Raw genomic sequence first — 14,089 nt, forward strand, 5'->3', positions numbered from 1 at the left:
CTCGATTCGTTTTAGTACACACGGAGCTGATCATCATCAAAGCCCCAGAAAGCTTCGCTAGCATGTGCATCGGTGAAAACTTTCAGGATTTGGTCGACACCAGGGGCTAATTTGTCAGGCGTCAGTTGGCTCAATGGTTGCCAACTAATGGCCCCCTCGTATGAGCCGGCTAGCAAATCACCGTGATAGTGACTAGTGGTGTATAAGGTACCAAGCGACACGTCGCCGTCCGCATTTTCGACCCACGTTACGGTGCCAACTAATTTTAATTGATCGACGTGCAAGCCGGTTTCTTCTAATACTTCACGCTTCATCGCGGTTACTTGTGATTCACCGCGATCGACATGGCCACCAGGAAAAGTTAACCCCGACCACTGGGCGTCAATCTTGTTTTCAACCAGGACATCGCCGGTCGCTGGATTGGTGATAAGGCACATGTTGACGAGTTCTGCACGGACGGTCCGGTCGTGGTGTTCATGCTGATCCTTAGTGGCTAACCAGTCTTGGGCCTTGTCATTGATGCTTGCCATGAATGCTGCTTTCGTTTGTAGGTAGGCTGCGAGATTGGCTTGCCCATTGCGCACACCTTTTTCACGAATGGCAGTATACTTGCGACCATCTGTCCGGTGCGCATTGAGATAATCCCGGAAAGTGAGCAATTGCTGATAATGCTGTTCATCAGTTGTAATGATCACGTGGATGTCGTTAGCAGCTAATTGTGTCGCGTAAGTACGCGTCGTTCCAGCGATCGGTCGTGCGTGTAACGTCGCTACGGCAGCCGCCTGATCTTTAACAAGCAACGCCAAGTCAATTGTTGGCCGCGCCAATAATTGGGGCATGGCCGTGCTACCCACGTGACTACTTTTTAATAGATTCGCCTGTAATTGTTGGCGTAACAAGGTTTGATACTCGACTGCTTGCTTTTGCCAGTCAGATTGATAGGCAGTTAATTGAATTGGTTGCATAGAATCCCTCCACTCGAATAAGTCATTGAAAGGATACACTTTTTGAGTGGTTTTGAAAAGGAAAGACGTGCCTTTCAAGAAATTAGAACGATAATATTTAAGTTGAACGGCAGTTGACACACGACTAAGAAAACGCTATCATTGATTTATACATTAATAGTAATTAACTGGGATTGTAATAGCAGTGTTCAGGAGCTACACAAAACCCGCTTAGTCGATAGGCTAAGTGGGCTTTTTTTATGGGAATTTTCAAGCTGAATGGAGATGAGAATGATGCGAATTAAAAAGGTGCTCAATAATAATGCGTTTATAACCCATAATGATGATCATCAAGAAATGATTGTTATTGGAAAAGCAATCGCATATGGAAAACATTTCAATGATACTGTTGACGAAAGTAAGATATACAAAATGTTTACGCCTGTTAGTCGAGGTGATCGGAAGCTGATTTTGGACATGGTTAACGAAATTCCAATCCAGTATTTTCAAATTGCTAAACAGATTGTTGATAAGGCAGAGTCTGACGAAAATATCGAGCTGACAGATAGTGTGTATATTGCGCTAACCGATCATATTTCGTCTAGTGTTGATCGAATAAAATCCGGTTTGGCGCTGACTAATCAATTCTTATGGGAAATTCGAAGTTATTATCCAAAAGAATATCAGATTGGACAGTGGGCGATTCAACTAATCAACGGAACTTGTGATGTTACCCTACCGGATGATGAAGCTGGATTCATTGCGATTCATATCATTAGCGGCGAATTAGGTGACCAATTGGATGAATTTCATGAAATTATTGATTTCGTTAAGAAGATTACTAGTATTGTGACCTATCAATTATCAGTTGAAATTGATCGCGATTCGCTCGATTATAATCGCTTCGTTACACATTTAAAATTCTTTTGGCAATACATGATGGAAAATGATAAAAAACACACGATTGGTGACCTGAGTGATGAAATGCTGGCAATCATCAAGGGGAAAAAGGTAGCGGCTTATGAATGTGCATTAAAAGTGAAAGACTTTGTTCAGAAGACCTATCACTATACGCTTAACAATGAAGATTTACTGTACATGACGATTCATATCGCAAGAATTGCGGATGCAAATTAGGGGGCAGAATAATGGCATATAAAGAAATGAACGACCAGATTATTAATGGTGTCGGGGGTAAAAGTAATATTGAGTCAGTTGTACACTGTGCAACAAGGCTGAGATTCGTGCTGAAGGATGAGGCCAAGGCAGATGATGAGTTGGTACGGTCGATTCCAGGAATTTTACAAGTTGTCAAAAAAGCGGGACAGTACCAATTAGTTATCGGAAATAACGTTGAGGATGTTTATAATGAACTTTCTGATATGTTACAGCTGGATGAAAATGTAGATCATAATCAGTCTAAGGACAAGCGGAGTATTTTCGACAAAATAATTAGTACGATTACTGGTTCAATTGCACCTGCGATTCCATTGCTTGCTGGTGCCGGGATGGGGAAAGTATTGTTGCTCATTCTGACACTGTCTGGATTGTTGACTGAAAAAAGTCAAACTTATCAGATGTTAAATTTGATTTTTGATACTGGCTATTTCTTTATGCCAGCATTTATTGGATTTTCCGCTGCTAAGATTTTTAAGACAAACCAATTTCTAGGGGCATTTATGGGATTGGTCACTGTTAATCCAAATTGGGTTGCAATGGTAGCAGCTGGGAAGCCTGTTAGTTTCATAGGTGTTCCTATCCAATTGGTTTCTTATTCTTCAACCTTGATTACAGCTATTTTATCCGTATGGTTAATGTCTTATATTGAAAAGTTTGTAAAGAAGATTACGCCAGGCATGATTAAAGTCTTTGCAGAGCCGATGCTTATCATGTTGATTACTGCACCACTGACTTTTATTGTTCTTGGACCAATTGCCAATTTGATTTCAATGGGAATTGCAAGTATAAGCATGTTCTTGTATAATCACGCCGGTTTTATCGCAATTCCGCTACTTGCTGCCGCATATCCATGGTTAGTTTCTATTGGTATTCATAAAGCGCTCAGTCCAATTAGTATCCAATTAGTTGCGACACAGGGATTTGATCCAATAATTCGGGTTGTGGCTTTGTGTTCGAACATGTCACAAGCTGCCGCATCATTAGCAGTCGGTTTGAAAACTAAAAATAAGCAGTTGAGAGCCTTAGCACTTTCATCCACTGTGACAGCATATCTTGGTGGTATTACCGAACCAGCCATGTTTGGTGTGAATCTGAAGTTAAAGAAGCCGATGTACGGTGCCATGATTGGTGGGGCAGTTGCCGGTTTGTTTGCCGGATTTATGAAAATGAAAGCATTTATTTATGTCACTCCTGGACTACTCAGCTTACCAATGTGGGTATCTAAGACAGAAAACTACGTCGTATTGGCAGTCGCTACCATTGTTATTGCTAGTGTGGCAACATTTATCGCAACTTGGTTGATTGGTTTCGAAGATCCTGTCAGCGAGGAAGTCATGAAACAAAAGCAGGAGCAGGCGAATAAAGTGGTGACGACTAAACATTCGATTAATAGCCCCGTTGTTGGAGAAACTCGGATGTTGAATGAAGTTAATGATGAAACGTTTGCAAGTGGCGTTATGGGCAAAGGGATTGCTGTCGTCCCAACTGAGGGTGTCGTGATTGCCCCCACGGATGGTGTTGCATCAGCTGTCTTTGATACCAGCCATGCGATTGGCCTTCATTTAGATAATGATGCCGATTTGTTGATTCATGTGGGAATTGATACCGTTGAATTAAAAGGTCAATATTTTGAAACATTAGTAAAAAAAGGTGAACGTTTTCACGCAGGTCAAGAGTTATTACGGTTTGATTTAGACAAGATAAAACAGGCTGGATATGATCCAACGGTTATGATTATTGTGTTAAATACAAAGGACTTTTTAGAGGTCCTACCAGTACCAGAACCGAACGAATCTGTAACCGCAGATAATAATTTATTAATGTTAGCGTAAGTGAGGTAGGATTGATGGATGTTTACAAAACGAGTCCTAACTTTATGTGGGGCGTAGCAACTGCTGCTAATCAAGTAGAAGGTGCATGGAACGAGGACGGTAAAGGCATGTCTATTGCAGATTGCCTGCGTTACCGGCCGCAAATTGATAGTAGTGACTATCAAGCGGTGAACCAAATGGATAGTGCTGAAATTAAAAACGCCTTAAATGATGAATCGACTAAAGGTTGGGCAAAACGGCATGGTGTGGATTTTTATCATCATTATCGAGAGGATATTAAACAGTTAGCAGAGACAGGAATCAATACCTATCGATTCTCGATAAGTTGGGCCCGTATTTTTCCAAATGGTGACGATAAGTGTCCTAATCAAGCGGGATTAGACTTTTACCTGTCACTAGTTAAAGAATTGGCAAAGTACCAAATTACACCAGTGGTGACGCTATCCCACTACGAAATGCCGTTAAACTTAGTGCTAAATTATGATGCTTGGTATGATCGACGAGTGGCAGACCTTTTTGGGCGTTATGCGCGAACCGTCATTGATTATTTACATGATTATGTTAAGTACTGGATACCGATTAATGAAATTGACAGTATTATTAGGCACCCCTTCTCATCAGCTGGATTAGTCGCAGATCGTTTTGCTGATCTTGATTTTAAAACGGTTGTTTATCAGGCAATGCATCATCAATTTGTGGCAGCGGCAGAGGTTGTCGAGTATTGTCATCGTCACTATCCACAGATGAAAGTTGGTAGCATGATTACTAGAACGATGGTTTATCCATACAATAGTGATCCCAATAATGTGCTTGCAGCAACGCAAACAATGCGTGAAGTATATGCATTTAGCGATATTCAAGTGCGTGGAGAATATCCTGAATTCTTGTTAGCTAAGCTGAAAAGAGCACATATTACGATTGAATTTCAGGAAGGTGATCAGGAAGAACTACGTGAGAATACGGCCGATTTTGTGGCCTTCAGTTATTACTCCTCAATTTGTACGGCTAGTAATGTGGAAGGTCTGCGGGTAACCAAAGCTAATCGAACCGTTGGCGTTTATAATCAGTACCTGCCTGAGAGTGAGTGGGGTTGGCAGATTGATCCAGTTGGATTGAGACTATCTTTAATCGATTTGTTCGATCGCTACCAAAAGCCGTTATTTATTGTTGAAAATGGCCTAGGTGCTGTGGATGAGTTGAGCAGTGATCTTCGTGTTCATGACACATATCGAATCAGTTACTTGCGCCAGCACATTCGGCAGATGCTAATAGCCATCGCGAATGATGGTGTGGACTTAATGGGGTACTGTATGTGGGGAACCACCGATATGATATCTGCTTCGTCAAATCAAATGTCAAAGCGTTATGGTTTAATCTATGTTGACTTAGATGATAATGGTGATGGCTCATATAATCGATATTTAAAGGACAGTTACTTCTGGTATCAAGAATTACTAAGCTATAAGAATCAAATTCCAGCAAGTTTTTTAGATGAAAATAGTATAGTCGCTCAATAAGCCTAGTAAAAAAGGTCGCAATCTAATTTGTGGCCTTTTTTTACTAATTCTATTTATAAGAGATCCGCTGTTGTCGCCAGCCCTTAATCAGCGCAACCAATGCAGCTGGAATGAGCGCGGCGGCCATAATTCCTAGAAAACAAAGCGAGAGGTGGTTTTGTACGAAGCTGATCGAGCCAAAGAAGTAACCGAGTGAACAGCCGACACTGACCCAGATACCAACGCCAACTAAGTTCCAGATAGCGAAGGTCGGTTGCGACATTTTGGCTGCGCCGGTACTCAGCGGGACAAAGGTCCGCACGAGTGGAACGAAGCGGCCAAACATGACAGCTTTCGCGCCATACTTAGCAAAAAATTGTTGGGCGCGTTGTTGCTTGGATTGGGGGAGGTGGCGTTGCAACCACGGTAAGCGAATCAGGTGGCGGCCAATTTCGAAGTTGACAGTGTCGCCAATCACAGCAGCCACAAAGAATACTGGCACCAGAATCTGAATACTGAGGGCGTCGCTGTGAGTTGCAGCCATCGTGCTGGCGAGAAAGATCAATGATTCGCCGGGAAGAAATGGGAAAACGACCATGCCCGTTTCAAGAAAGATAACGGCGAATAATAAGATGTAAGACCAACTACCAAGCGTAGTTAATAGTGGGACGATACTTTGTTCTAAATGGGTTAAAATGGTTATTAAATTGACCAACGGCGCCACCTCCAATTTAAGTTGCATTTATTATAAGCGTCTGCGGGTTGAAAAATAGATGTAACCGATTACATTCCTTTCAGTTTAACACAATCGTAACTTTGATAGACCAATGTTCAAACAAATTTACATAAAAAATCAAAAACTGGCGGCTGCCATGGGTTATTAATTGAGTCGGGCCGCCGATAGTGATAAAATTATTGTTCGATATTTAGGAATGGAGGGCGTTCAATGGCTAAGTCAATTAAAGCTGCAGAACAGGAACACTTAGATCATGTGGTTGCGAAAATTAAGGTGGCTGAAGAACAACAAAGCCAAACCATTACGCGCTCGGAAAAAGATCAGGCCGATATTAAACGTGACTTGCTGAATAACATCAATATTAAAACGGATAGTTACGAAGGCATGATGGAGACCGGATTATCCGTGCGGCAGCAACAACAGATGATGGATGAGCGGCAGAATAGTTGGAAGCACGCGACTAAGCAATTATCGACGTTAAAAAAGTTGGAAAAGAATGCTTATTTTGCGCGGATCGATTTTCATGAGACTGGTGAGCCTAAGCCTGAGACGATTTATATCGGACTCAGTTCATTTTCTGACACGCCGGATCACTTTTTGATCTACGACTGGCGAGCGCCTATTTCCAGTATTTATTATGACGGTGGGTTAGGGCACGTGACGTACCAGACTCCGGATGGTGAGCAGACCGTTAATGTGAAGTTGAAGCGGCAGTTGATGGTTGAGAATGGCCAGATCGTGACAGTCTACGATACTGATGAAGCCGTTGGTGACTCGATGTTACTAGAAGTGTTGGATGAAAAGTCCGATGTGAAGATGAAGAGTATCGTGACGACGATTCAAAAGGAACAAAATACCATTATTCGGGATACGAGTTCTGACCTCCTGTTTGTGCAGGGGGCGGCCGGTTCCGGGAAGACCTCGTCCGTTTTACAACGGGTTGCATACTTGTTGTATCGTTACCGGGGTAATTTGACGGCCGGACAAGTCATCTTGTTCTCACCAAATCAACTCTTTAATGATTATATTAACCAAGTATTGCCCGAACTGGGTGAACAAAACATGGTTCAGATGACTTATTTCCAATACGCATCGTACCGATTACCACACATGCAAGTTGAAACTTTACAGCAGCGGTTTGAAACTGAAAATACACCGCAGATGGCAAAGATTACGAAGTTGGAAGGTAGCCTCGCATTCTTCAACGCGGTTACCACGTATGGCCGACATTTGGAACAAGCGGACATGCGTTTCCGTAACATTACGTTGAACGATGAAGTGATTATTTCCCGGGAAAAGATTAAATCGATTTATTACTCTTTCAATGAGAACTACCACTTAGCGAACCGGTTATCAGCAACTAAGGAAGAATTAATCAAGATTTTGAATCGCAAGGTTGAATCGGAGATGCGTTCCAAGTGGGTCGAAGAAGCGGTTCAAGACTTATCACGCGAAGAGATCAATCAATTATATGGCAATCAGCCGCGGGAATTTAAGAATGGCGATAAAGAGTTTAAATTCTTAGCACGTAAAATTGTGATGCAACGCTTAGGAAAAGCCCGGACGCAAATCGTGCGTAACCGTTTCTTGAGCATCAACATGCAGTACGCGCATTTCTTACGCGAAGTACCGAAGATCATCAAGTTGGCTGATCACGGTATCTCAGCTGCTGACTGGGATGCTACGGTTGAACGGAAACTAGCCGAGATTAAGGAACGTCATATCTCGTTAACAACGGTCTCAGCTTACATGTACCTGCATGACTTAATGACCGGAAAGCACGGGCAGCGTGACATCCGGTTTGTCTTCTTGGATGAGATTCAAGATTACAACGCCTTTCAGCTAGCGTTCCTGAAGTTTAGCTTCCCTCAGGCCCGCTTCACAATGCTCGGTGACTTGAACCAGGCGATTTTTACCAAGGAAAACAGCCATTCGCTGATCAATGAATTGGCCACGTTATTTGACCCTGAAAAGACGCGGGTCGTGCAATTGACTAAATCGTACCGGTCAACACAACAGATTACTGATTTCACCAAGGAAATTTTAGTCAATGGTGAAGCCGTCACGGCTTTTGATCGTCAGGGCGACTTGCCAAATGTCGTTGTGACGCCTAACTTTGAAGCGGGGGTTGATCAAGTCGTTGATCAGCTAGCGATGAACGATTCTGAACGTGATACGACGGCAATTATCGGGAAATCTTTAGCAGAATGCGAGGCGCTCACGAAGGCCCTGAAAGCTCGTGGTGAGCAGGTCACGTTGATTCAAACTGAAAATCAACGCTTGGCTCCCGGTGTCATTGTCGTCCCGTCTTTCTTAGCAAAAGGGTTGGAGTTTGACGCGGTCATCGTGTGGAACGCTAATCAGGAAAATTACCAACGTGAAGATGAACGGCAACTATTATATACAATCTGTTCACGAGCCATGCACGAGTTAACGTTAGTCGCAGTGGGTAGCTTGTCACCGTTACTAGCGCGGGTGAACCACGCCTTGTATACATTAAATGAAGCAAAAGTTTAAGTCAGTTTAAGACAGTGAGTACCGCTCCATTCACCTGGAGTGGTACTTTTTTTAGTTTTACTTGTGAAGAAAATCTTAAGGTACGTCAGGATGATCAGTAGTGGAACAGTTGGGAACTTGTGTCGGAATAACTAAGAAAACGCTATCATAACGATGGAATAAGCGTTAAAATTAACTCATCAAGTGCAGTAGTCGGTGAGAGACAATGACCTTAATACTGACTAGGCACACAATATCGTGAAAATACTAACAACTAGTTAGAACGGTTGTTAGTGACCTGAGGAGGAAACGACGATGTTAATCACTGAAATGTTAGGTATTCAATATCCCATTTTTTCTGGTGCCATGATGCGAATTGCGACCCATGAATTAGTCGGGGCAGTTTCGGAAGCTGGGGGACTCGGTGTTTTAGGTTCAGCGGGGTTATCTGCCGAACAGTTGCGAGCAGAGATCCAAGCGACCCGCAAGCTGACGGATAAGCCGTTTGGTGTCAATTTAATGTTACAGATGAAGAACTGTCCAGAACTGGCCCAAGTCATCATTGATGAGGGGGTCAAGGTCGTGACGACTGGTGCGGGTAACCCGACTTCATATATTCCGCCGCTACACGCGGCCGGTATTAAAGTGATTCCAGTGATTGCTTCGGTTCACCATGCCCATAAGATGGTGGCGGCCGGTGCGGATGCGGTGGTTGCTGAAGGTCAAGAATCAGGCGGACATATCGGTCAAACGTCAACGATGGCATTATTACCTCAAGTCGTGGACGCTGTTGATATTCCGGTGATTGGTGCTGGCGGTGTCGGTGATGGCCGCTCGATTGCGGCGATGTTTGCGCTGGGCGCCCAGGGTGTGCAGTGCGGTACGATCTTTCTGACAGCTGAGGAGTGCCCGGTTCCAGCTAGTTATAAGCAACGAGTATTGGCTGCCAGTGACACGGATACAATCGTGACTGGCCGCAGCCAGCGCGATCCGGTACGGGCGCTAGTTAACCCGATGTTGGCACAATACTTGCAATTGGAGCAAACTAATGCGCCGGTAGCGGAACTACACGCGTTAGCGGACGGTTCATTTGCGAAAGCCGTTGAAGATGGCGATATGGAACATGGTACGCCCATGGCCGGCGAAGTGGCGGGGATGATGACGACAATTCGGCCAGTCAAGGAAATTATTACGACGTTGTTTGGTCAGGCTCGTGAGGTCGCGGCACAACTGAAAATCGAATAAGATACAGTAGCATAGCTCGGTACTAGGTCAGCGTTAACTAGTATCGAGCTATTAATGGTTATTGGCTACCAATTAGGAATCCGGTTAATTTGAATTTTAATCAGCGTTTGATAAGGGTTTCATGTTATAATCAACCCATTAATTTAGTAATGGTGGCAGACAGAAATCATGGAAGATCAGATGAACTATTATCGTTTCTCACGTGAACAGTGGAAGCAATTTTATCGTAACAATCAGCATCAAGTACCATTGACCGCAGCCAATTTGCACGAAATTGAGGCGTTTAATGACCGGATTAGTCTCGACGATGTCCGTGATATTTATATGCCGTTTGCGCATTTGTTGCAGGCCAAGTATGAACACTACTTGTCATGGCGGGAAACGGAGTCCGTTTTTTTACACCGCCAGAACCGCCAATCACCGTTTATTATTGGAGTGTCTGGAAGTGTGGCAGTTGGCAAGACCACCACAGCACGGTTATTAGAGATTCTATTTAAATATTTATATCCAGACCGGCGGACGCAATTGATTACGACGGATGGTTTCTTATACCCGAATGCCGAGCTCAAGAAGATGCAATTGATGGAACGCAAAGGGTTTCCGGAAAGCTATGATATGACGCGGCTGATCCAATTCTTGAACGATGTGAAGAGCGGAAAGCCGTTAGCGAAGGCCCCGGTGTACTCTCATCAGACTTATGATATTGTGCCAAACCGTTTTGACGTGATCACGCATCCTGATATTTTGATTATTGAAGGAATCAACGTGTTGCAATTGCCAAGCAATCAGGCGATCTACATTAGTGATTTTACGGACTTCTCAGTGTATGTGGATGCGGATGCCGATTTAATTGAAGATTGGTACTTAGAACGCTTCAAGGCCCTGATGAAAACGGCTTTCCAGGATCCGACGAATTATTTCTATCCTTGGGCGATCGGTGATTCGAAGGACGCGATGGCGATGGCCGAGCGTGTTTGGGAAGAGGTTAACTTGAAAAACTTGAATGATTATATCTTGCCAACCCGTAATCGTGCGGATTTAATTTTGCACAAAGTTGCGCATCATGTGATTGATGCCGTGTATTTCCGCAAATATTAGCACCTAAGAAATTTCTCATACTGGTTGACCGAACGTTTAGAAATCAGTATGATAGACCTATTGAGCATTAATTAATCCAAAGGAGTGAACAACTTGGCAAAAACGGATACCGCGTCTTTCGATTCCATTTTGGTATTGGATTTCGGTAGTCAGTATAATCAATTGATTACCCGGCGCATTCGTGATTTCGGCGTTTATTCGGAACTACTTCCGAACACGATCACCGCTGAAGAAATCAAGGCTCGTCACCCGAAAGGTATTATCTTTTCTGGTGGCCCCAACAGTGTTTACGATGATGGCGCCTTTCGGGTTGACCCGGAGATTTTCAAGTTGGGCTTACCAATCTTGGGGATTTGTTACGGCATGCAACTGATGACCTACACGCTTGCGGGCGGGAAGGTCGAATCAGCTGATAACCGTGAATACGGCAAGGCAAACATTGACGTGACGAGTGACTCGGCGCCCCTATTTAAGGACACGCCAGCTGAACAGTCAGTGTGGATGAGTCATGGTGACTTGGTTACTCAAGCACCTGATGGTTTTGACGTGGTGGCCACTTCTAAGAATTGCCCGATTGCGGCAATTCAAGATGTTGACCGGAAGTTATATGGGATTCAATTCCATGCTGAAGTTCGGAATACGGACTACGGTAATGATATTCTACGGCACTTTGCATTTGACGTTTGCCAAGCTGAAGCTAACTGGTCAATGGATGATTTCATTGATATGCAGATTGAAAAGATCCGCGCTGAAGTTGGCGACAAAAAGGTCTTACTGGGACTTTCCGGTGGGGTTGATTCCAGTGTCGTCGGTGTGTTATTGCACAAGGCCATTGGCACGCAATTAACCAGTATTTTCGTTGACCATGGTTTGTTACGGAAGGGCGAAGCTAATCAAGTTATGGCGAGCCTAGAAGGTAAGTTCGGCTTGAACATCATCAAAGTTGATGCTAAGGACCGCTTCTTAAGCAAGTTGGCTGGTGTCAGTGATCCTGAACGGAAACGTAAGATTATTGGTAACGAATTTATCCAAGTGTTTGATGAAGAAGCCACGAAGTTAAACGGGATGGAATTCCTCGCACAGGGGACCCTCTACACCGATGTGATTGAAAGTGGGACTTCAACGGCCCAAACAATCAAGTCACATCATAATGTTGGTGGTTTGCCAGAAGACATGCAGTTCAAGTTGATTGAACCGCTACGGACGTTATTTAAGGACGAAGCACGGGAACTCGGTGAAAAGCTAGGGATGCCGTCTGACCTTGTTTGGCGTCAACCATTCCCCGGCCCTGGTCTCGGAATTCGGGTTATTGGTGAGATTACGGAAGATAAGTTAGAAATCGTGCGCGATAGTGACTTTATCTTACGTGATGAAATCAAAAAAGCCGGCTTGGACCGTGAAATCTGGCAATACTTCACCGTATTACCAGGCATCAAGTCAGTCGGTGTCATGGGTGACGGCCGGACCTACGATTACACCGTTGGTATTCGGGCCGTAACATCAATCGACGGTATGACCGCTGACTTTGCACGTATTCCATGGGATGTCTTACAAAAGATCTCAGTGCGGATCGTCAATGAAGTCGATCACGTTAACCGCATCGTGTACGATGTTACGAGTAAGCCACCTTCGACAATTGAATGGGAATAGAATTTATTGAAATTAAACGACTTCTATCCCATTAGAACGAGATTCGTAAGGATTTCAAAGTTGAACAAAGCTGATAAATTTAAAGAAAATCACTAAAAAAGTGGTACCGAAATGGTACCACTTTTTTATTTGGAATAGCATATGGTACAAAATAAAAAATCGTATTGAAAGCTATCAAAGATAAAAGATACTCCGTTTACGAGAGCATATGTTAGGGCAGTCGGACAAGTATCAATATCAGTGTGTACTGGTTTAACTAGTCGATTTCTATCGTTAACACATGCGTTCTTTTAGGGCTGATATTACTAACTGATTGCAGGTTAGACTATGCTTGTGGTTGACTAAAATGCTTTAATGAAGCTAAATATAAAGATCCACCAATAATTGCGAGAATTCCGCCAATCCAACCTAAGAATGGAATAAGCGCGATTGCGCCGCCGACAATTAGTAAAACGCCTGATGCAGTACCGACACGCTTATCACCTTTATAATAAATTAATGCAATAATTCCTAATGCTAAAATAGCAATTTTTAAAATGTTTAGGAAAGCGGCCGCACCTGATGTATTAGATACTGATCCAGTGGCAGCATCGCTAACAATGCCACCAGCAATAAACCAGCCCCCGAATAATAAAATAATGCCGCCGACTAGCCCTACAATCCCGTTAGTAAGTGCTAAATTTTTTGACTTCATGTTGAAGCTCCTCCCTTTATTAACAGCTTTTCGTGTCGATCAGTTTATTGGACATAAGTTGTTGAAGCCTACCCAAACCATTAATCCCCGTATTGATAGGCTTATTTTTCGTATAAATGAACAAAGGTGACCAATATTCTGGCCGATAAACAAGCTTTCCATAAGCGTGCCCGAAGTAACTTGGTTCGAACATTAAGATACTTCATCGTAAGGGGCGTTAGTCGCGTTTAGCCCTATTCCCAGAAGATGACGGCCATTGCTACTCGTACTTGTTGGCGTTCTTCTTCCGTAAGTGCTTCGCCTCCGTATGTCATCGAATCCACATGAGCTGTGAGAAAGTCTTTTAAGTCAGTGGTATCTTTTCTAGCAATCCATTTAGATGCGCTATCTTCACCCAGCAGGTAGTCGGTTGTCACATCATATAGATCTGCAATCTGTTTAAGCATGTTCAAATCTGGCTCATTCGTGCCATATTCATAGTTGGCATATCGCTGCATACTGCTCAACCCTAATTTCCTGGCCACCTCAGTTTTTGACCAGTTCCGACTGTCACGAAGGTTAATTAGTCTTCGAATGAAGTTGTTTTGTGTTTTTGCTGGCATGTTATAGTCTCCCAATGAACGTATTGTATAATATTTAAACGTAAAATTTATATTTTTAAATAAAAAATTTAAGAAATAACTTATTTAAATAAACTATTTAATATAAAACATGATTTA

At 43.3% G+C, this 14,089-nt stretch carries 11 protein-coding genes; 7 read left to right on the forward strand and 4 right to left on the reverse strand.

Annotated elements, in window-relative coordinates; genetic code table 11:
- Positions 1-11: 11 nt before the first annotated feature.
- Positions 12-965, reverse strand: a complete 954-nt coding sequence (locus tag V7R88_RS03425) for a GrpB family protein (RefSeq protein WP_214334645.1) — start codon at positions 963-965, stop codon at positions 12-14.
- A gap of 273 nt (positions 966-1,238) precedes the next feature.
- On the opposite strand from V7R88_RS03425, the gene licT reads away from it, so the two are divergent.
- The 3 genes from licT to V7R88_RS03440 are packed head-to-tail and all read left to right on the forward strand — an operon-like array spanning position 1,239 to position 5,472.
- Positions 1,239-2,081 (forward strand): BglG family transcription antiterminator LicT, encoded by an 843-nt coding sequence (gene licT, locus V7R88_RS03430; RefSeq protein WP_054398927.1) that lies wholly within the window; start codon positions 1,239-1,241, stop codon positions 2,079-2,081.
- Between the two features lie 11 nt (positions 2,082-2,092).
- Positions 2,093-3,955: a PTS beta-glucoside transporter subunit IIBCA gene (locus V7R88_RS03435; protein ID WP_214334643.1), complete on the forward strand. Its 1,863-nt coding sequence runs from the start codon at positions 2,093-2,095 to the stop codon at positions 3,953-3,955.
- A gap of 14 nt (positions 3,956-3,969) precedes the next feature.
- Positions 3,970-5,472, forward strand: coding sequence for a glycoside hydrolase family 1 protein (locus V7R88_RS03440; RefSeq protein ID WP_063731303.1), 1,503 nt, complete (start codon positions 3,970-3,972; stop codon positions 5,470-5,472).
- 49 nt (positions 5,473-5,521) lie between these two features.
- Here the strand turns inward: V7R88_RS03440 and V7R88_RS03445 are convergent, their stop codons facing one another.
- On the reverse strand, positions 5,522-6,193 hold the full coding sequence (locus V7R88_RS03445; protein ID WP_338816442.1) for a VTT domain-containing protein: 672 nt from the start codon (positions 6,191-6,193) through the stop codon (positions 5,522-5,524).
- A 204-nt stretch (positions 6,194-6,397) separates the two neighbouring features.
- Between V7R88_RS03445 and helD the strand changes: the two genes are divergently transcribed.
- From helD to guaA, 4 genes are all read left to right on the forward strand, one after another.
- On the forward strand, positions 6,398-8,704 hold the full coding sequence (gene helD, locus V7R88_RS03450; protein WP_003641150.1) for an RNA polymerase recycling motor HelD: 2,307 nt from the start codon (positions 6,398-6,400) through the stop codon (positions 8,702-8,704).
- 294 nt (positions 8,705-8,998) lie between these two features.
- Complete coding sequence (locus tag V7R88_RS03455; RefSeq protein ID WP_338816443.1) at positions 8,999-9,928, forward strand: nitronate monooxygenase; 930 nt, start codon at positions 8,999-9,001, stop codon at positions 9,926-9,928.
- Between the two features lie 168 nt (positions 9,929-10,096).
- Positions 10,097-11,026, forward strand: a complete 930-nt coding sequence (coaA, locus tag V7R88_RS03460) for a type I pantothenate kinase (protein ID WP_338816445.1) — start codon at positions 10,097-10,099, stop codon at positions 11,024-11,026.
- Positions 11,027-11,119: 93 nt separating this feature from the next.
- Positions 11,120-12,676 (forward strand): glutamine-hydrolyzing GMP synthase, encoded by a 1,557-nt coding sequence (gene guaA / locus V7R88_RS03465; RefSeq protein ID WP_338816446.1) that lies wholly within the window; start codon positions 11,120-11,122, stop codon positions 12,674-12,676.
- A 325-nt stretch (positions 12,677-13,001) separates the two neighbouring features.
- On the opposite strand, the gene V7R88_RS03470 is transcribed toward guaA, so the two are convergent.
- Positions 13,002-13,370 (reverse strand): membrane protein, encoded by a 369-nt coding sequence (locus V7R88_RS03470; protein ID WP_003641164.1) that lies wholly within the window; start codon positions 13,368-13,370, stop codon positions 13,002-13,004.
- A gap of 233 nt (positions 13,371-13,603) precedes the next feature.
- Positions 13,604-13,972 carry a helix-turn-helix domain-containing protein gene (locus tag V7R88_RS03475; RefSeq protein WP_003641165.1) on the reverse strand — a complete coding sequence of 123 codons (369 nt, stop codon included), beginning with the start codon at positions 13,970-13,972 and terminating at the stop codon, positions 13,604-13,606.
- Positions 13,973-14,089 lie beyond the last annotated feature (117 nt).

This window comes from Lactiplantibacillus argentoratensis, from assembly GCF_037290055.1.
In the GTDB taxonomy this organism is placed as follows: Bacteria; Bacillota; Bacilli; order Lactobacillales; family Lactobacillaceae; genus Lactiplantibacillus; species Lactiplantibacillus plantarum.